Genomic DNA, 20,161 nt, shown 5'->3' on the forward strand with positions numbered 1-20,161 from the left:
TTCCTTCTGGATCGCGAGCTCGGAATCACGGCTTTTCCCGCCGTCGGGAATTGAAATCCTTTCAGCGCGGGTGCCCGGACTCGTCAGCCCACGGACGTAGTTCCACCCTCTAACCCAGGTTGCATTTCCACGGTGCGGGACCGGGATCCGAGCCCGGGGCCGACGCGCGAACACCGGCTGCCCGACCTGCCCGCGACGCGGTGCCGAGCACCCTGACCCCGCCCCTCCCTTGCAAGGAAAGTTAGGTAAGCCTTACCATACTCAATCGCACCACTCAGGGCCCCGGCCATCACACCGGTCCGCCCGCGGCGAGCGCTTCACCGACGCAGCCTGGCCGTCCTCCCCCAGTGCATCGAGGGCCGGGGAGTTGTCCCCGGCCGGAACCCGCTCAGAGGACCCGCACTTGAAGCGCCCCACCTTCGGTCTGTACGACCCTGCCCGCGAACACAGCGCCTGCGGCGTCGGCTTCATCACCCGCCTGGACGGGACACCGAGCCACGACGTCATCCGCAAGGGCGACGAAGCGCTCCGCGCCATCCCGCACCGTGGCGGCACCTCCGCCGAGGGTGTCGGCGACGGCGGGGGCGTGAGCGTCGACCTGTCCGTCGAGTTCTTCGGCGCGATCACCGGCGAGGAGCTGCGCGCCGGGCACTTCGGCGTCGCCAACTGCTTCGTGCCGACCGACGCCGCCGACGCGACCGATGCGACCGACGCCGGCGCGCCCGACACAACCGACGCGGCCACCGGTGCCCGGCGCCGCGAAGCCGCCGTCGCGCTCGTCGGCCGCAGCATCGCCGAGCAGGGCTTCGACGTACTGCTCGTACGGGACGTACCCGTGGACCACAGCGTCGCCCGGCCCGCCGCCGAGCAGCACCAACTGCCCATCGTGCAATGGGTGTTCCGGGCCCCGGCGGACTGGACGCGTGCCGACGTCGACACCGCCGCCAACCGCGCCCTGCTCGCCGTCGAAGCCGTCGCCTACGCCGACGACACCTACGCCGGCCTGTACCCGCTGTCGCTCAGCGCGCGCACCCAGGTGCTCAAGGGACGGCTCAACTCCGGTGAGGTCATCGGATACTTCCGCGACCTCGGCGATCCCCGGCACTCCGTGCGGTCGCTGTACTTCCACACCCGGTTCTCCACCAACACCGAGCCGCATCCGACCATGGCGCAGCCGTTCCGCCTCATGGCGCACAACGGCGAGCTGAACACCGACCGCAAGAACCGGCTCAGCGACGAGGCCCTCGCGCGGGCCCGCACCCGGAGCATCGTGCGCCCGCCGGGGCAGTCCGACTCCAGCCGCCTCGACCAGACCCTGCAGAGCCGGGTGTTCGACGACGGGCTGGACCTCGTCGAGGCCGTCGTGTCGCTCATGCCGCCCGCCTGGGAGAACGACCGCACCCTACCCGACGCCGTCCGCGACATGCTGGAGTACTTCTCCCTCTACGAGGAGAAGAACGACGGGCCCGCCGCCGTCATCTTCAGCGACGGGGACGTCATCGGCGCCCGCCTCGACCGGCTCGGCCTGCGTCCGCTGCGTACCGTCGAGACCGCCGAGTACCTCATGGTGGCGTCGGAGGCCGGGCAGGTCGCGTTCCCCGACGACGAGGTCGTGCACCGGGGGCGTATCGAGGCCGGCGGCATGCTCGTGGTCGACCACCGCACCGGCCGCCGGATGCGTACGCGCGAGGTGCTCGACGCCCTCGCCGCGCGGCGACCGTACTCCGAACTCCTCGACGCGGCCCGGGTGAACCTCGACGACCTGCCCGCCCCCGACTACTACCGCGGCACCACGACGCTCGGGTACGACGGCGATCTGAGCCTCTCGGGCCGGTACGTGGCGTACGCGCTGAACCAGGAGAGCTTCCGGTTCATGCTCGACCCGATGCTCGCCAACGGGTCGGAGCGGATCTCCGCGATGGGCTACGGCAACGCCATCAACGCGCTCAGCGACACCGAGGGCGGCATGGCGAAGTACTTCTCGCAGCGCTTCGCGCAGGTGACCAACCCGCCGCTGGACAGCATCCGCGAGGCCGACGGCATGAGCATGCGGGTCGCGCTCGGACCCAAGCCGGACGGCACGGGGAGCGTCGGTGGGCGTCAACTCGTCGTTTCCTCACCCGTGTTGGGGCACCTCGACATGGTCCGGCTGCGCGACCAGCGGATCGTGCCGCTCGAGCGGTTCGACATGCTCTACGACCCGGTGTCCGGGGACGAGACCGCGAACGCCGACGCGCTCCGGGCGGCGCTGGAGCGGCTCTGCGACGACGTCGAGCGGTTCGCGACGGAAGGGGGCGGCATCGCGGTCCTCACCGACCGGGGGATCTCCTCCACGCGCGCGCCGCTGCCGGTGATCCTCGCGGTCGCGGCGGCGAACCAGCGCCTCATCGAGACCGGGCTGCGGCTGCGCGTCTCGATCGTCGCGGAGAGCGGGCAACTGCCGTCGTCGCACCACGTCGCGACCGCGCTCGGCTTCGGTGCGTCGGCGGTCTACAGCCTGAGTGCGCGACTGCGCGCCGAGGAGAGGCACCCGAGCGCACCGGCCCCCGCGGGTGAAGTCACCGAGACCGACCGGGCGTTGGCACGCTTCCGCAAGGCGGCCGAGAAGTCGCTCGCCAAGACCATGGGGCGGGTCGGGCTGTGCACCGCCGAGAGTTACATCGGCGGCGCCTTCTTCGAACCGAACTACCTCGACACCCGCGACGACGTGTTCGCCCGGGCCTTCCCGCACATGGAGGCCCCGGTCGGCGGCGTCGGCTTCGCCCGCATCGCGCAGGCCGCGACGGAGTGGCACGAGCGGGCCCGTACCGTCGAGACCGAGCAGCAGATCCCGCTGCTCGGCCTGTTCAAGGAGCGGTCGGACGGCGCCGGGCACTCCTTCGGTGTCACGGCCGTACGCGGCTTCGGCGACATGACGGAGGAGCGTCCGGAGTTCGGCCGACAGGACCCACAGGGCGAGCAGGACGCGATGGTCGGCCCGGGCGGGCCGCGCGGGCAAGGCGGTGACTCGGACGCGCTCCGTCTCCTCACCCTCGGCCAGCTCGACGACGCGTTCGGCATCACCGACGCCGCGTACCGCAACACCGGGTACGACGCCCTCAGCGACGCCGAGATCGACGCGTTCCGGATCACCCCCGGGTACCGCGCCTTCCTGCGGACCACGCACGAGGAACGGTCGCGCCGGCCGGCCGCACTGCGCGATGTCCTCGCGCTGCCCGCGGACGTCACCGGGCTGCGCACGCCGGAGGACTTCGCCCGTGAGCTGGGCCGGTTCTCCACGAGCGGCAACGCGAGCGTCACGGTCCGGGGCGTCGTCGCGACCGTCGTGGACCGGTCCCCGGGAACGGTGACTGTCCGGCTGAGCCTCGACGGTGACACCGAACGCCACACCGCCCTCGCCGACGGCCTCGCGCTCGCACACCCCGGCGAGGTCGAGACGGTCGCCGTGGGTGCCGATGGCATAGAGGTCACCGCCACCGGCACCGCCGCCCGCCTCCTCACGCTCCTCCGCGGCGCCCCCGACAGCGTCCGACTCGCCGACGTACAACCGGCCCACGAGATCACCCGTGCCCTCGCCTCCGGCGCGATGAGCCATGGCGCGCTCGTGGCGACCGCGCACGAGGCCGTCGCGCACGGCACGAACATGGTCGGCGCGATGTCGAACAGCGGCGAGGGCGGCGAGCACCACACCCGGTACGGCACCATCCGCGGCTCCCGGATCAAGCAGTTCGCGTCGGGACGGTTCGGCATCTGGGCGGGCTACCTCGCCGACCCGATGCTGGAGGAACTGGAGATCAAGATCGGGCAGGGCGCGAAGCCGGGCGAGGGCGGCCAGTTGCCCGCGCCGAAGGTGACGGTCGACATCGCGGCGGCACGCGGTGGGACGCCGGGCATCGAGCTGATCTCCCCTCCCCCGCACCACGACACCTACTCCATCGAGGACCTGGCCCAGCTCATCCACGACTGCAAGGCCGCACGGGTACGGGTGATCGTGAAGCTCGTGTCCTCGGAGGGCATCGGCACCATCGCGGTCGGTGTCGCCAAGGCCGGCGCGGACGTCATCAACGTCGCCGGGAACACCGGCGGTACGGGCGCCGCGGCCGTCACCAGCCTGAAGTACGCGGGCCGTTCGGCGGAGATCGGTGTGGCCGAGGTGCACCAGGCCCTCGTCGCGAACGGCCTGCGCCAGAAGGTCGTCCTGCGCTGCTCGGGCGCGCACCAGACCGGCGGCGACGTCGTCACGTCGGCCCTGCTCGGCGGCGACAGCTTCGAGTTCGGAACGACCGCGCTCATGATGCTCGGCTGCGTCATGGCGAAGAACTGCAACGTGAAGTGCCCCGCCGGACTCACCACCAACTCCGAGGCCTTCGAGGGCGATCCGCGCGCACTCGCCCAGTACCTGCTCAACATCGCGCACGACGTACGGCAGATCCTCGCCCGCCTCGGGCTGCGGTCGCTGCGCGAGGCCCGGGGGCGTACGGATCTGCTGCAACTCCTCGACCACCCGGCGAGCGTGGGGCGCCTCGACGTACGGCGCCTGCTCGCGCACGTACCCGAGAAGGTCGTCGAGGACCCGGAGTACCTGGAGAAGGACTTCTCCACCGACGACGCCCTCATCGAGCGCGTCCGTGCGGCGCTCGTCGACCGGCGTGAGCCGTCCCTGCTCGTCGAGGGCATCCACCTCGGCAACAGCGACAAGTCGGTGGGCGGGCAGCTCGGCATCGACATCGAGCGGCTCCTCAACCACCAACTCACCGTTGACGGGCCCGCGTTCACGACCGACGACCGCGGCCGTCGCCGCCTGGTCGACGACGCCGTCCGGATCCGTACCACCGGGTCAGCCGGTCAGTCGTACGGCGTGTTCTGCAACGACGGCATCACCCTCGAACACACCGGCACCGCGAACGACGGCGTCGGCAAGAGCCAGAGCGGCGGGCGGATCGTCGTGCGCGCCCCGGGCGGCGGCAGCGCCGAGCGCGGCGGGAACGTGCTGGTCGGGAACTTCGCGCTGTTCGGCGCGACCGGCGGGCGGACGTTCGTGCAGGGGGAGGCCGGTGACCGGTTCGCCGTGCGCAACTCCGGCGCGACGGCGGTCGTCGAGGGGCTCGGCGACTTCGGCTGCGAGTACATGACCGGCGGTACGGTCCTCAACCTCGGCGGCTTCGGCAAGGGCCTCGGCAACGGCATGAGCGGCGGGTTCCTCTACCAGTACGACCCCTCGGGCGAGCCGGCCGGCCGGGTGAGCGCCGACTCGCTGCTCGTGTTCCCGGTGACCGACACCGCGCACGGCGACTTCCACGAGGCCGCCGTGCGACTGCTGCTGACATGGCATGCCGAGGCCACCAACTCCCCGCTCGCGGCAAGGCTGTTGGAGAACTGGGAGGCCGAACGGCAGCACGTGTACTGCGGGATGCCCCGCGCACTGCTCCTCTACCAGGACGCCGGTGAGATCCTCGCGGCGGCGACCCGCAGCGAGTTGCTCGACGAGCTGGCGACCTCGATCGCCACCGACAAGCTGCGCGCGTTCAAGGTGGACTACCGCGACCGCCGTACCGTACTCGGCGGCCGGGCCCCGGCCTTCGGCGACCAGGGCAGCGACGACATGTTCTCGCTGCTGTCGTCGTACACGGTGCTCGGCGTCGCACAGGACCTGGCGGTGCAACGGGTGCCGGGCGCCACCGGCCCGGACGATCCCCGGGTCGCCGAGGCCGTCCGCAACCTCGTCCTCACCGAGGACTTCTTCGTGAAGCAGCGGGTGGTGAAGTACCTGCGCGGCACGCTGGAGCGGTTCGACGACGGCGAGTTGGCCACGCTCATCGCGAGCAAGCGCCTCGGCGACTACAAGCGTGCGCTGAAGCAGCGCAACAACCTCAGCGTGGACGCCCCCGGCACCTACGGCTGGATCGTCCACCAGACGACGAAGAACGCCGGCCGCGTACGCGCCGCCCGCTTCGACGAGTTGCTCGCGACGGCGGCCCTCGACGACATCGCCACGCGCCGCGCCCCGCAGGCCCCGACCGAGACGGTGACCACGTGACCCTCATGCCCCCGACCGGGTCCCTGATCCCGGCCGACGCGCCGTTCTCCGCCGAACAGGAGGCCTGGCTCGCCGGGTTCATCGCCGGTGTCGCGGCCGCCGGACGCCGGGAGGGCGGGACGGCTGACGTGCCTGCCGCCACGATCGACGTGCTGTTCGGCACGCAGACCGGGAACTCCGAGTTCGTGGCAGGCGAGTTGGCCGCCGGGGCCCGGGCCCGCGGCCTCGGCGGGAAGGTAACCGCGCTCGACGACGTCACGCCCGAGCAACTCGCCGCCATGTCCCATGTGTTGGTGGTCACCTCGACGTACGGGGAAGGCGAACTGCCCGACAACGCCGGGCTGTTCTGGGAGGCGCTGCAGGCCGAGACGGCACCGCGGCTCGAAGGCGTGCGGTACGCGGTCCTCGGGCTCGGCGACCGCGGTTACGACGACTTCTGCCAGGCGGCGAAGCTCATCGACACCCGCCTTGAGCAGCTCGGGGCGGGCCGGCTCCACGAACGCGTCGACTGTGACGTCGACTTCGAGGAACCGGCGGCGGAGTGGACGGCGGCGGTGCTGGAGCGGCTGGTGGCCGAAACCGGCGCGACGAGCACGGGCACGGGTACGGGCGCGGGCACCGAGATTCATACGGCCGCCACCCCGCGCTCCCCCTGGAACAAGCGCACCCCGTACCGTTCCCGGCTCGCGGTGAACAGGCTGCTGTCCTCGCCCCGCAGCGCGAAGGAGATCCGCCACTACGAGTTCGACCTCGGCGACAGCGGCATCACGTACGAGGCGGGGGACGCGCTGGCCGTCGTACCACTGAACGACGAGGCCCTGGTCGGCGGGCTCCTGGCGCACCTGGGCGCGAGCGGCGACGAGGAGGCGGCGGAAGCACTCCGTACCGAACGCGAGATCCGCACCCCGTCGAAGGAGTTGATCGCCGACCTCGTCGAACGGGCGCCGTCGAGCGAACTCGCCGCGGTCGTCGCGCACGGCGACCGCTCCGACCTCGACTCCTGGCTCTGGGGCCGGGACGTACTGGACCTGCTCCGCGACGCGGGCCCCGCCGCCGCACCGACCCTGACCGAACTCCTCCCTCTCCTGCGGCCGTTGCAGGCACGGCAGTACTCGATCTCGTCGAGCCCGCTCGCCCACCCGGACCGTATCCACCTCACGGTCGCGTCCGTCCGGTACGGCACCGGGGACCGGTCGTACGGGGGTGTCGCGTCGACGTACCTCGCGGACCGGGTCGGCGAGGAGGCGGCCGTAGGCGTATTCGTGCAGCCGAACGCCTCCTTCGGCGTCCCGGCGGACGACGACGCCCCGATGGTCATGATCGGCCCCGGAACGGGCATCGCACCCTTCCGCGGCTTCCTGCACGAGCGCGCCGCGCGGGGTGCCACCGGCCGCAACTGGCTGTTCTTCGGCGACCGGCACCGCGAGACGGACTTCGTGTACGAGGACGAGCTGGCCGAGCTGCGGGAGCGGGGCGTACTCACCGAACTGGACCTCGCGTTCTCGCGCGACCAGGCCGAGAAGGTGTACGTGCAGACGCGGATGCGGGAGCGGTCGCGCGAGCTGTACGGATGGCTGGAGGAGGGCGCGCACGTCTACGTCTGCGGCGACGCCTCCCGGATGGCGAAGGACGTCGAGGCGGCCCTGCTGGGCGTCGTCGCCGAGCAGCGCGGACGCGGGGACGACGACGCGGCGGAGTACCTGGCGGATCTGCGCCGGGCGAAGCGCTATGTACGGGACGTGTACTGAGGATGGCTGAACACCATGGCTGTGGGTTCGAGGGCTGCTGCGGCAGGCGGAACGGCACCGCACGGCTGATCGACGCGCGGATGCCGGAGCTGGCGCGGTGCCTGACACTCTTCCAGTACGTGCAGGCGGTCACCGGCGGACCGGTCGCCCGGATCGACCAGGCCGGCAGCTACGCGGTCCCGAGCCTGCGCGGCGAGGCGTTCGCCGTACGGCCGGGATCGATCGCGCTGCGCATCGACGCCGACGGGGTCGATACGGCGGTGGTCGCGCGGGACGAGGGCACGGGCTCGGTCGCCCTGCGTCTGCTCGACGCGGAGGGCCGGACCGTGCACCAGGGGCGGCTGCTGTCCGAGGGGGACCGGCTGCTGGTCGGACTCGCGCCCACGGTCGACGCGGGGGCGTCGGCCACCGGGCCGCCCGTGGTTCCCGACGTACCGGAGTGGGAGAGCGGCGACCAACTGGCCCAGCTGGACGCGGTGTTGGCGGACGGCGGGGCGGCCCGGCGCGAGGCGTTCCACCGCTACCGCGGCGAGCACCGGCCGATCGAGGTCGATGTCCTCCCCGCCGTCCTCGACCACGTCTGCTCCGTCGGACTGCCGATCGGCGTCGCGGTGTTCGCCCCGGCGGCCATGCAGGCGTGCGGCGGCCACGTCCACGTCACCGACCGGACCGTCGGCGGCCGGGTGTTCGCGGCGATCGCGGACAGCTCGGTGGAGATCGACCTCGCGGGGGTACGGGCCTGCCACCTCGTCCGCTCCACGGCGGCCCACGGCCCGACCTCGGCGCTCGAACTCGACGACGAGGACGGACGCTGCGTCGCGGTCGTCACGCAGTTCGGGATGGTCGGGGAGGACGTGCACGCGGCGTGGGAACATCTCGCGGCGTCGCTGCCGGACGCGTAGCGTGCCGCTGCTCGACACGTGGGGTGCCGCTGTCCGACGCGTGGGGTGCCGCTGCCCGACGCGTAGGGTGCCGCTGCCCGACGCCTGGCCTGTCGCTGGTCCGACGGGCGGGATGTTGCTTGGCCGGGGATGTTGCTCGGCTGGGTCGCTCCTCGGCCCGGGACGTTCCTCGGCCCAGGGCCTTCCTCGGCCCGGGACGCTCCTCGGCCCAGGGCCCTCAGCGGCTCGCGGCGGCCCTCGTCGGCTCGGGGCGGTCATCGGCTCGGGGCGCCTCTTCGGCCATCCACCATCCGCATCTCGACTTCACTCCATGGCCCGTGAGTTCGGTGCGACGACATGGGTACTGTGAAACACGCGGAACGATCGGCTGCTACACCGAACAGCGAACACCGGACAGCAAACACCGGACAGCGGACGAGGTACTGCGGAGCGGCCAGGCGGTTTGCTCGGGGCGGTCCCTCGGGTTGAGGGGAGCCCTTTGGTGCTTCAAGGCGCGCGGGGCGGCACGCTGCGTACGGGTGCGGTCGACGTCACGGGGGTCGGTGGTCTGTGGCGGGTCACGCGCCCCTGGCATCCGGGGCTGCGGCCGTTCCTTCGCAGTTACGTCGGCTACTGGGAGGCGATGACCTCGCCGTACGAGGCGCGGTTGATGCCGTCCGGGCGCGCGACCCTGTTGATCAACCTCGCGGAGCCGTTTTCCCAGGTCCGGCGGCTGGGCATACCGGGCGGGGACAGCGGGAGCATCGGGTCGCTGGTGGTGGGGCTGGAGGACCGGCCCGCGATCTGCGTGCATCCCGGCGGCCAGGAGGCGATCCGGGTCGAGTTCACACCCCTGGGCGCGTACCGGCTGTTCGGCATGCCGATGAGCGAGCTGACGAACCTGGCCATAGAGATCCGGGACGTTCTGGGGTCCGGGGCCGGGATGCTGGTGGAACAACTGGCGTCCACCCAGGACTGGTCGGCCAGGTTCGACCTCTTGGACGAGGCGTTGCTGGCCCGGCTCGGGGACGGCCCGGAGCCCTCGCCCGAGGTGGGCCACGCCTGGCGACTGCTCTCCGGCAGCGCGGGGGCGATCCCGATCGCCCGTATGGCCGCCGAAGTGGGATGGAGCCAGGGGTACTTGATCCGACGGTTCACCCAGCAGATCGGACTGACCCCGAAGGCGTCCGCCCGCGTCCTCCGCTTCCGCCACGCCGTGGCGATGCTCAACCGCGGGGCCGCGAGCCTCACCGAGATCTCGACGGCCTGCGGCTTCTACGACCAAGCCCACCTCAACCGCGAGTTCCGCGCCATCGCCGGCACCACCCCCGGCCAGATGCTGGCCGCCCGCCGCGTGGAAGGCGCCCTGGCCGTCTCCACGAGGTCAAATTCGTCCAAGACCCGCCCGCCCACCGCCCGATAACGTCCCCGTTCGTACAACCGATGGCCGGTCGGATGGCACGGGGGACTGTCCGGCCGGCCGCGTCGGCGTGTTCGGGATGCAGGCGTACGCCTTCGGTGACATCCGCGGCCTACCTCGTTCTGGCTCGCCCTGCCCCGCTCCATAGGTGCCACCACATCCGGTACAGCCTTTCCGCCTCCAGGCATCCGGGGTCTTCTGCTGTGCTGTCCCGGGGCCGGTCGGCTCAACTGGTCAGCCAGACCAGAGACACTTGCGCACTCACAGTAGAAGGGGGCCGAATCCTTCGTTCGTCGGCCAGGCGTCGGCCACCACGGCGGAGACCACGGTCCCGCCGAATCGGCTGGGTCCGGAGTGCCACGAGTCGGCGATGGCGTCGACCAGGAACAGGCCACGCCCGTGTGCCTCGCTGGCTTCCGGGCGCCGCAGTCGCACGTTCGCCGGGAACCCCGGATTGTGCACCTCGATCCGAAGCGACGTCTCCACGCGGTACCACTCCACCCGCACCAGCCAGGGTTCATCCGCCCGTCCGTAGAGAATCGCGTTGGTGACCAGCTCAGAGACCATCAGCGTGCAGTCGTCGATCGAGCAGGCCGGGTTGTACGCGGTGATGAACTTCCGGAACCAGCTCCGGGCCCGGGGTACGGACTCCGGCGCCGGGTGCAGGATCATCGCCCCCAGTCGTGCGGTACCGAAACCGTCGCGGCCATCGGTGGTGTCATCCATCCGCGCTCACTCCTTGCCGCTGCCGTCGCAGTCGAGGCAGCGCCGTTTCGATGTGGCCCGAGCGCGGTCGTCGGCCGTGGAGAACGCCACAGCGGCACGGGAGCCGACGCGTTTCCAACCGCGCCCACGGCATCCCCAGAAACCGAACCGTGCGCCCTTGTCCAGCCGCTGACCGTCACGCCGTGCCTCCTCCCAGAAGTGGCCTTAGCCACTTCATGGATAGTGGCATTAGCCACTTGGGGTGTGCAAGCGGATCGACGCAACTGCCGGACTGTCAGGTGAGCGGGTAGCCCTGTTCGAAGGCCCAGCGATGCGGGGGATAGGTGGCTTCGGCGAACTCCAACGGCCGGTCCTGAAGGTCGAAGACGACGTGATGAACAACCAGAACGGCTGAACCAGCGGCCAGTTGAAGGTCCGACGCCTCCTCGCCAGTGGCGCTCCGAGCGCACATACGGTCCTCGGCATAACTGCCCTGGCGGCCCGTCATGTTCTCGACGTACATGAGCGTCCCCTCCTGGATCCGCTCGGGCTCCAGGAGCTTCGGCGCACGCCGGCCGACGTCAGGAGCGAACCACGAGGTGGACAGGGTGATCGGCCCGTCATGGTTGCTGGTCACCCGTCGCCGGTGCACGGCCCGACGATCCTTGACCAGCCCCAAGGCTTCGACAACGTGATCCGGCGCATCCAGCCAACCGGCCGAAGTGATCACCGCATACTCGCCGGGCGTGTAGATCTTCCCGGTCTGCCGGGCCCGGCCGTACAGCTCACGCGCCCGCCGGTTGACCTCCAGGCTGCGCACGTACGTGCCCGACCCCTGGCGCTTCTCGACCAAGCCCTGATGACTCAATGCCGCCAACGACCGTGCGGCAGTGGGCCGGGACACCTTCCAGTCCGCCGCCAACTGCCGCTCCGAGGGCACCTCGTCCCCCGGCCGCAGGTCTCCCCGAAGGATCTGATCGCGGATGAAGTGCGCGATCTGGAGATACTTCGGCTGAGCCTCCTCGATCTGAGGCATTCACCCTCCTCGCCAAGTGGCTATGGCCTCTAGCCACTATAGAGTGAGCGGTCAACCCTCCACCCCGTACTCTGACTCCATGACGAGGTTGATCGTCGCAGCAGGAGGAGGGGGCGACGCAGTCGCCGCCGCCATGCTCCACACCGCCCTCTACGGCGCCGAGGACCAGGCGGTGATCCTCACGTACGCGTGGGACCGCCTCCTCATCGACCCGGTACCGGGCCCCCGAGGACCGGACAACTTCACCGGCCTCGAACAGCTCACCCCCGCAGTCTGGACAGTGCCGGCGGACGCCCGCCCGATCGCCCCGGCAGGCTCCACACTCCCCCGTCTCGCGGCAGAGCTCCCGCACACCTTCGCCCTGATCGACCCTCACCACGGCGCCGAGGGCATCACACGCCAACTCGAAGAGCTGATCGGCCACTTGTCACCGGAGACGATCGATCTACTCGACGTGGGCGGCGACATCCTCGCGCGAGGCGACGAACCGACCCTCAAGAGCCCGCTCGCGGACGCCCTCACGCTCGCCGCGTGCTGCCAGGTGAACGCACCCATCCGGCTGTTGATCGCAGGCCCAGGCCTGGACGGCGAACTACCGCTCGACGACCTGCGCGGCATCCTGGGCCCCCTCGTCCACACCTTCACGGCGAAGGATGTCGAGCCGGTCAGCGCGGTTCTGGAGTGGCATCCGTCCGAGGCCACCGGAATGCTCGCCGCAACCGCCCGAGGCGTACGTGGCACCTGCGAGGTCCGGGACGCCGGCCTGCCCGTCGCGCTCACCGACGAAGGCCCCACCGTCCACGAGGGCGACCTGGACGACGCCATCACCCGCAACCAACTGGCCCGCGCCATCATGACGACCGAGACGCTCGACGAGGTCGAAGCGCACAGCCGGGAAATCTGCGGATACTCAGAAATCGACTACGAACGCAACAAGGCCGCATGGCTCAAGGACCAGCCACCCGCGGACCTGGTCCCCCAAACCGTGCTGGCCCAACTCGACCAGTTCGAGGGCGAGGCCCGGCGCCGCGGAGTCACCCACACAACATTCCGCCACCTCACCGAAGCTCTGAACCTCAACGGCTCCCAGCGCGAGGATCTCCGCCAGTTCCTGATCCGGAGCCGTCCCACGCAACACTCGGCTCCCCTGTGGTGCCTTTAAGAGCACCGCCCCGCTTGGAACGGACTTCGAGCTTAGCCATCCACTCCGCCGGGCACTCTCCTCGCTATGCGGCCGCAGTGGAAGCGCGCGGGGTTAGTAGCGGGGCTCGTTGTAGCGTTGTCCGGTTACGTCTTGCTGCTGTGGCAAGGACCTTGGTGGCTGGACGGGCAGCATCTGAGAACCAACAACCTGGAGCCAGCCGACGGTGTCGTTGTCACAGGTGTCCGCACGGCACTCGTTGCACTCGGCGCGGGTGTAGTCGCTGCAGCTGGTCTCTACTACACCGATCGCAGCTTGCGACACACACGCGATCGGGATCGGGAACAAGTTGAACTAGCACGAGAAGCTCAGGTTACTGACCGATACGTGGAAGCGATCAAGCTTCTGGCATCGGACCGAACAGTTGAGCGCCTAGGTGGCATATACGCACTCGAACGCATCATGCGCGACTCCCTCAAGGATCACCTGACGGTAGTCGAAGTGCTCGCCTCATTTATAAGAGAGCACACGCGAATCGCTACTGACGTCGAGGTCGCGCCACAGACGAACCCACACCCAACCGAGCATGTGCAGGCGGCCTTAACCGTGCTGGGGCGACGGCCCGTAGTACACGAGCCCTTTCGAATCGATCTACGCGGAACTGATCTCAGAGGAGCGGACCTGAAGCAGGCTCGGTTGGATCGAATTAGACTCGGCGGAGCCCAACTCGACAAATCGGACCTAACAGAGGCGCAACTAGAAGACGCATGGCTGCAAGAGACCAGCTTGGAAGGTGTCTGGCTAGATCGCGCCTACCTTGGTCAAGCCAATCTACGGGCGGCCAATCTTCGAGATGCCAGCCTCATGGACGCCAACCTGACGAACGCCAAGCTGTTCGGAACGGACCTATCGACAGCACAAGGCTGCACGGCGGAACAGATCGAGATAGCAGCAATACTGGACAATGCAACACAGCTCCCGCCTGACATCGCAACGAGGCCAGCCTCAGCTGAGTGACCTTAAACCACTCCTCTTGAGCGCCAGCACTCGATCGAACAGCAAACTGGGTTACAACTTTCTCTACTGGTCCAAGGCGGCTCGCTCCGCTCACCGCACGCGGCCCCGGACCCGGCCGGGCCTGCGCTTCTGTCTCCGCCCCGCTCCAGCCCGGCTGCCGCCCGTGCCGCGCACTAAGCGATCAGCCGCCTGACGTCAGTGAAGGGGTACATCGTGGCTAGGGCGGTCGCTTCCGCGGCTTTACGCAGCCACTTTGGCGCGAGCCTCGAAGATCATGGCCCCAACGTCGTGCTTTACCGGGCAGGTCCACGGACTGCCCGACGCGCCGAAAGCTTACGGAGCCATGATCACTCGCGCCAAAGCAGCACCAGCCCAAAGCCGCTCCACCGACCTCGGTGTCTACTCCTGCGAGTCGAACTCCTCGGCCACGAAGGCACGCGTGAGAGCTGCGACTACAGCGCCAATGATGACCTTGACCAGCGGCATGATCCTCTTCATGTTCCCACTCTCCACATCACTTGTTCGAATGGGCCACCTTGACCCCGTACCAGCCTCCCGCTCTCGTCATGCCAGTGGGCGCAAGTGGAAGATTATTGACCCAAGTTGACCTCGTTAGACCTGGAATCCCGCTCTCCTGGTTTGCCATACTTGACCCCACGAGACATCAGAGGATCCGTCCAGGAGTGAGCATGATTCCACTTCCCAATGAGAAGGATTTACCTGCCGGTGCACATCGATATCTAGTAATTAAACTTCACGAACTCTACAGGCGAGCAGGATTCCCGGGCATCAAATCCATCAGCAACGCGTCAATTCACCTTGGCGATAATTGCGACATGATTTCACACCAGGGAGCTTCGAATATCTTGTCCGGCAAATCCATTCCAAGATGGTGCAAGCTCGAAGCCATAGTCCTCGTACTGGCGTCGCTGGATTTAACCAGACCCGAACCTCGAAAGGTCGCCCAGCAATTTCACTCGCTGTGGATTCTCCTGGCAGATAAATCCCCGACAAGTCATGGAAATTTCGAAGACCACAGCAACACCATCACGAGCGAGGGCGTATGGACGGCACCCCCTGCAATCGCATCGCCACCCGCTACGCCAGCCATGACCTCCAGGATTGGCCGGGCTACTTCAACCAGACTTAAAAGAGATCTTAGGCTGGAGGCCGGCGGAACATGCCCTGTCCCCCATTGCCACAGCACAATTATTGAATTGGCGTACATCACGCCCATGGCGAGGGGAGGAGTAAATAACTTTGGCAATCTGATCTACCTGTGCCCAAACCACCACAGGCAGTTTGACACAGGAGACTTCTCAGAGCAGGAAATACACCTACTCAAAGCGCGCCTCGCCTGGAATCTTAAACGATACACTCGCGCTGAGCATATTTGGCTGTGGGTATTTTCGAAACGTGGGGGCACTCATTTCATTCACCCGCGAAGCGAACGAGACTCCTTGCGTTCCCTCGAAGCGGATGGCTACATCAGACTGATAGAAGCCGGGGCCGGAGATTCAAAAGAATCAATGGATACTTGGTGCCTGACAGAGATCGGTACCCGTCTCGCAAATGTGTGGGCAGATTCCGGCGCTCCCCCTATCGACATTGGGTAGGAGTATGCGAGTCTTCCTGGCCTGCGAGCCAAGACCGGGCCTTCTCCGGGCCGTCCAAGGTCAGCCGAACGCCAACCCGACAACAGTAGAAGCCCACGGAATCTGAGCTGGTCAGAGCCCGTGGGCTTCTTCGGCCATACAGGTCAGCTGGACCGCATGGCTAGGCGAACTAAGACAGCTTTCGTACGATACTGTCGTACCTATTCTGAATATGATCCTCTTTAATCTTGCCGTTTTTTGCCTGCCTAAGGAAAACCATCAGGTCTTTCTCGGTGAGCGGCAAGACAAATCCTTTATTGTGTGTAGCTATCCGCTTTAGATGTTGATAATGGGCAGACTTCAATTCGCCACGAAATGCCAGAACGATAAACCTACCACTGACGTCAGTCATGTAATAGCTCAACTGATGGAAATCGTCCGCGGAAAGGTCGGAGTAGTTCTTACATTCCCAGATCACCTGCACCGCGTCGTAGCGGACACGCACAGATTCCCAGAATCCGCCTTGCGCCCTGTTCGCAGCTACCCAGTCTCGAATAACGCGACCTTCGAAGTCCCTAGACCTTTCCTCTACGTTCTCCAAACCACGGAAGAAGCAAAGCTTGATCACATCGCCGACAATTTCTTCAAAGTCGGTTGCGCCAGCGTGGCCCAGCGGGAGGTCACTGAGAGTAGAGACAATGAGATCGATGTTTGTCGTGTACTCAGTGGGGTCGAAGCCACCCGGAAGGTCTTCGATGATTCCGATCTTGCCGAATTCTTTCTGTTCTGGGAGATGTCGCACGAGGGTGTCCTGCAGGTCCAGCGCATCCCAATAGCATCGGTGAATCACGATATCAGTAGTCTCCGAAACCGGAGGTGGGCTGGTATCCATAGGACCGAGTGCCCGGAACTTCGATTGTCTCCCCGATGCGCGGATACCAACGAATCCAATGTCATAAAGCAGCCTAATGAACCGCTCCGGAGAGGAATTCTCATAGAGCCAAGATCCACACAATTGAACAGCTTCGCTGTCATTCAAAAGTTTCCGGATGAACGACTCGACACCACCAAACGTAAACGAGTTTCCGAGACCATAAAACCGCGAAAGAACAAGCGAGATATGTGGATAGTTTTCCGCATACTCGTCACCAAGATCACGAAATCTGTTGTCTGAGAACCGCCTGCGGGCCTGCTGAACGTCCTCGATTAAGATTTTCTCATGGCCAGCGGACTGCGCCGCCTCGACAGCGTTACTTGCGTAGATCAGGATATCTCGAGGGCGCTTTTGACAATACTCCAGCACATTGCGCCACGCAATATCACTGTTCTCAAAGAAGGCGTCCCAAGTGGCCCCATTCAAACCGAATTTAGCCGTTAGATTTCGATTCAAGCGACGCTCGACAACTTCCAGCAATTGTCGTTCGGTCCACTCCATACCGACCACTGCCGTTTCTAGGCGGGAGGATTCTGTGTCCAGAGCTCTCACGCGCTCGAAGATATTCTCTCGAAGAAAGAGAATGACACGAGCCCATGGAATCTGGGTCGAAGTTTCCAGGCAAGCATGCATAAAGGCCGTCAGGTACACCAAGCCCTCGTCACTACCCTCCCAGTAGTCATCGATGCTGTCGATGAGGAGCGTGTGAGTGGAAAGCCCGCCGGAACCAAGCAACTTCATGCAATCTGCTATCTTCTTAGCCGCCTTATTCTCTATCAACCACCTTTCATCATCTCCACTAGCAAGAGGTCCACTAATCAGCTGAATGAAGCTCAGGCAGCGAATATCGAAGTCTAAATACCCAAAGGTTTCCAACTCCTCCGCGAGTTCCGGGGGGGTTTGGTATTTAGCTTTTCGCGACTCTTGCCAGATATTGAGGATTTCTATCTGCAATGCACGGCGGAACGCAGAGACGAGCGATCGGAACGGCCGCTGCTTGGTGTTACGCAGTAGATCGATTTCCTGCAGAGTTGATGAAGGGCTGAATATTTCGGGAACGATCACGCGGGTCAGGTCGCCATTTTCGTCGCAATATTTGCGAATTGCCGTCTTTCCGGTTCCCCGTCGCCCTACAAAGAAGACCTTGCCACTCTCCGGGTTCTGAGCGGCAGAAAGAGCGGGTGTGTGCACGAACATCGCAGGGTCGCTGAGAGCTGCGTCATACTCAGCAAAGGACTGGCCGATGTTGATTCGGCGAATAGAACCTTGGGCAACTTGAGTGGAGTTTGCGGTATTTGTTGGACAGGAATTTGAGGTGCTGTCGGCTCAGCAGCCACCATGCCCTGTGCCGACGGCGCAACGCCCTGACTGCTCTGGTTCTTGCTCTTCCGCTTACGCCTAACCATTGTTCCCCCTATTCCCCCAGGACGAGGCAGGCTAGCTTCGCACGAGTCACACCGTCATGTACTCAAAAATCGCCAACCAGTCAACTGATGGCACATCAGCGACAATGTTGCACCACTTGGCACACTTCTGCTCCGCCTTCGTCGCAGTTCGTAACCTCCAAGTTGCGGCTACGGGCCTTCAGTTCGCCAAGACAGAGCCGCAGATGACGACGGCAACGAGTACTGAAGTGCGGTCATCCTGCCTTGTGTCGCGCGCTCACCCCCCACTCGCTTCAGGGCGAAGAAGCCGTGCCAGACGCATGCCAGATTGCGCGGGGACTCTGGGGAGCACCGGTATCGAGTCGGCGGTCAACCGCGGTGTCAGCGCGCATCACGCCGAGCTCAGCGAGACGGTCGAGGCCAGAGCACACAAGCCTCTCAAGCTGAGAGGCCCGGTCGGTACGACCGCTGGATCTTGTGCCGTTCCAGCGCAGTGGAGTATCGCGTCAGCAAGGCATCGAGGCTCGCCAGCAGTAAACCGGCGGACTCCCCGGCCTCGGCCATGTCGCTGCGGAGGATGTGCAGGGAGTCGCCCTGGATCGGCACTCCGGGGAACCTGCGACCGGGCAGGCGAACCACAGCATCGTTCCCACCGTCAGTGAACAGCTCTGCCTCAACGCGTTCCATCAGGCCATCCAATCTGACATCACCAGCTCACATCAAAGACGGCGAACGCAGGCGGCCTTGGGCGGTCGCGAACGGTGCACCGACGCCGGGGGCGGGACCCCGTGCAGGCCACGCGATCGAACTCCTAAAGCAGTGGTCAGGCACCCATGGCCTGCCGGCGGACGAAGTCCAGTCGGCTGAGCGACTGCAGGGTTAGGGCCAGCGACGTTACTTGCAGCGCGGGGACCTCCAGGGCCGCACGCGGTGCAGTTCAGTCACGCTTCGTTCATGGTGCCTCGATCGGGCGGGGAGGCGCATCGCTTGCGTCCCTCAGCCACCACTGGCCGGACACATCGCAGAAGCGGACCGCGTACTCGACAGCTCGCGGAACAGACATGCGTTTCCCGTCCGCATCCAAGAGCCATGTCGCTACCTGCAGGGCAGTGTGTGTCTTTAGAACCTCACGCATCACGGCCGGCTGCGGCACCATGTTCTGATTTACAGACCAGGTCTCGGCAGGATCAGCACCTTCCCGCCGGATATCCAACAGTTCGACGCGGAGCACCGGCTGGTCACCGTCATTTGTGATCTTCACGGCGACGGATCCACCAGATCCACGGACCGTCACCGTGACTAGTGATGCTTCAGCTACATCCCTAAGTTGCTGCGCTTGCTCCGCCTTGAGCTTCTCGGCCAATTCCCGACGGTCCTTCTTGAGCGCCAGAACGTGGCTGGCTCCGGATACCCCGGTACCCAACACGCCCGTTGCCACGCCAAGCCCAAACATCCACCAGCTTGTCGTCATCAATCAACCTTGGGTCCGCAGCCGTCTGTGTCTGACGTGATTCACTGTGCCACCGTCTCACTTTCCGTCTCATTCAGCCCCGTTCAGGGCCGTTCAAGCAAGACCTGGATCAGAGTGCGGCCCGTGAGCGGGCCGCCCATGAACGCAGGTGAACGCCCCTGTACACAGCCCAGTACCCCACCACAGTTGGAAAGCGTGTTGGAACATCGGCCGGATCACCCAGGCTCCAACCACGTCATGCCTCGGCTGCGTTACAGCTCTGAACGCTCGCTCCCAGTCTTCTGCCGTACCGGAGCGCATGTCACGAACGAACTGCTCCAGCACCCAGGCGTGACGTTGCAGCGCTCTCGCTGCCGAGATCGTGTCCGCGTCTCCCATCAGGAGCACTGCCTCAAACGCGTACCCACGCTCCAGTTCAGCGTCGGCCAGGCGCTCAAGACCGATGTCCTGGGGCAGCGGTTGGGGAAGGTCGAAGAGTCCTTTGCCCGCTGCCAGACGGCCGGCCATCGATGTGAATCTCTTGATGGCATCGGCGTATCGGAGATAGACCTCCAGACGGCGTTCGTCCCATCTCGTTGAGAGTTGGCGTCGCCAGCGGGATCTCTCCATCAACGCGCCGCCAACATAGGAGGCAAATGCGCCAACGAGCACACCCATCAAGGTGAACAGCTCTCCTGACATGTCCCCTGCCGATCAGATAGCCGCCGGATGGAGACTACTTGCGGAGAGCCACGGCCGAAAGAGTGATCCTCACCGATCGGTGGGAGGGGGTGCTCGCCTCCCCCGTTTCG

Annotated in this window: 13 protein-coding genes; 7 read left to right on the forward strand and 6 right to left on the reverse strand. The window is 66.1% G+C overall.

The genetic code is table 11. From position 1 onward, the window contains the following. Positions 1-403 precede the first annotated feature (403 nt). The 4 genes from ACIBEI_RS19585 (at position 404) to ACIBEI_RS19600 (ending at position 10,089) form a co-directional block, all read left to right on the forward strand. The gene (locus ACIBEI_RS19585) at positions 404-6,037 is read left to right on the forward strand and encodes a glutamate synthase-related protein (protein ID WP_398890380.1); all 5,634 of its coding nucleotides are present in this window, start codon (positions 404-406) and stop codon (positions 6,035-6,037) included. A gap of 5 nt (positions 6,038-6,042) precedes the next feature. Then, positions 6,043-7,785 carry a sulfite reductase flavoprotein subunit alpha gene (locus ACIBEI_RS19590; RefSeq protein WP_398890831.1) on the forward strand — a complete coding sequence of 581 codons (1,743 nt, stop codon included), beginning with the start codon at positions 6,043-6,045 and terminating at the stop codon, positions 7,783-7,785. Positions 7,786-7,787: 2 nt separating this feature from the next. Further along, the gene (locus ACIBEI_RS19595; protein WP_398890382.1) at positions 7,788-8,687 is read left to right on the forward strand and encodes a hypothetical protein; all 900 of its coding nucleotides are present in this window, start codon (positions 7,788-7,790) and stop codon (positions 8,685-8,687) included. A 481-nt stretch (positions 8,688-9,168) separates the two neighbouring features. After that, the gene (locus tag ACIBEI_RS19600) at positions 9,169-10,089 is read left to right on the forward strand and encodes a helix-turn-helix domain-containing protein (RefSeq protein ID WP_398890384.1); all 921 of its coding nucleotides are present in this window, start codon (positions 9,169-9,171) and stop codon (positions 10,087-10,089) included. A 258-nt stretch (positions 10,090-10,347) separates the two neighbouring features. Here the strand turns inward: ACIBEI_RS19600 and ACIBEI_RS19605 are convergent, their stop codons facing one another. Both ACIBEI_RS19605 and ACIBEI_RS19610 read right to left on the reverse strand, forming a co-directional pair. Next, entirely contained in the window at positions 10,348-10,812 is a 465-nt protein-coding gene (locus ACIBEI_RS19605; protein WP_398890386.1) for an ATP-binding protein, read from the reverse strand. Between the two features lie 274 nt (positions 10,813-11,086). Further along, entirely contained in the window at positions 11,087-11,827 is a 741-nt protein-coding gene (locus ACIBEI_RS19610; RefSeq protein ID WP_398890388.1) for a GntR family transcriptional regulator, read from the reverse strand. A gap of 79 nt (positions 11,828-11,906) precedes the next feature. Between ACIBEI_RS19610 and ACIBEI_RS19615 the strand changes: the two genes are divergently transcribed. The 3 genes from ACIBEI_RS19615 to ACIBEI_RS19625 all read left to right on the forward strand — a co-directional run bounded on the left by ACIBEI_RS19615 (position 11,907) and on the right by ACIBEI_RS19625 (position 15,601). Beyond that, the gene (locus tag ACIBEI_RS19615) at positions 11,907-12,989 is read left to right on the forward strand and encodes a DUF1152 domain-containing protein (protein ID WP_398890390.1); all 1,083 of its coding nucleotides are present in this window, start codon (positions 11,907-11,909) and stop codon (positions 12,987-12,989) included. Positions 12,990-13,355: 366 nt separating this feature from the next. Continuing rightward, positions 13,356-13,985 (forward strand): pentapeptide repeat-containing protein, encoded by a 630-nt coding sequence (locus ACIBEI_RS19620; protein ID WP_398890392.1) that lies wholly within the window; start codon positions 13,356-13,358, stop codon positions 13,983-13,985. Between the two features lie 689 nt (positions 13,986-14,674). Beyond that, positions 14,675-15,601: an HNH endonuclease signature motif containing protein gene (locus tag ACIBEI_RS19625; protein WP_398890394.1), complete on the forward strand. Its 927-nt coding sequence runs from the start codon at positions 14,675-14,677 to the stop codon at positions 15,599-15,601. A gap of 169 nt (positions 15,602-15,770) precedes the next feature. Here ACIBEI_RS19625 and ACIBEI_RS19630 read toward each other — a convergent pair whose 3' ends face one another. The 4 genes from ACIBEI_RS19630 to ACIBEI_RS19645 all read right to left on the reverse strand — a co-directional run bounded on the left by ACIBEI_RS19630 (position 15,771) and on the right by ACIBEI_RS19645 (position 20,051). Then, positions 15,771-17,774 (reverse strand): P-loop ATPase, Sll1717 family, encoded by a 2,004-nt coding sequence (locus tag ACIBEI_RS19630; protein ID WP_398890833.1) that lies wholly within the window; start codon positions 17,772-17,774, stop codon positions 15,771-15,773. 563 nt (positions 17,775-18,337) lie between these two features. Continuing rightward, a complete protein-coding gene (locus tag ACIBEI_RS19635) occupies positions 18,338-18,586 on the reverse strand; it encodes a DUF6959 family protein (RefSeq protein ID WP_398890396.1) in 249 nt (82 codons plus the stop codon). A gap of 265 nt (positions 18,587-18,851) precedes the next feature. Then, the gene (locus ACIBEI_RS19640; protein ID WP_398890398.1) at positions 18,852-19,370 is read right to left on the reverse strand and encodes a hypothetical protein; all 519 of its coding nucleotides are present in this window, start codon (positions 19,368-19,370) and stop codon (positions 18,852-18,854) included. A gap of 93 nt (positions 19,371-19,463) precedes the next feature. Continuing rightward, positions 19,464-20,051 carry a hypothetical protein gene (locus ACIBEI_RS19645; protein WP_398890400.1) on the reverse strand — a complete coding sequence of 196 codons (588 nt, stop codon included), beginning with the start codon at positions 20,049-20,051 and terminating at the stop codon, positions 19,464-19,466. Between the last annotated feature and the right edge of the window lie 110 nt (positions 20,052-20,161).

It is taken from the genome of Streptomyces sp. NPDC050988 (genome assembly GCF_044456225.1).
Taxonomy (GTDB): Bacteria; Actinomycetota; Actinomycetes; order Streptomycetales; family Streptomycetaceae; genus Streptomyces.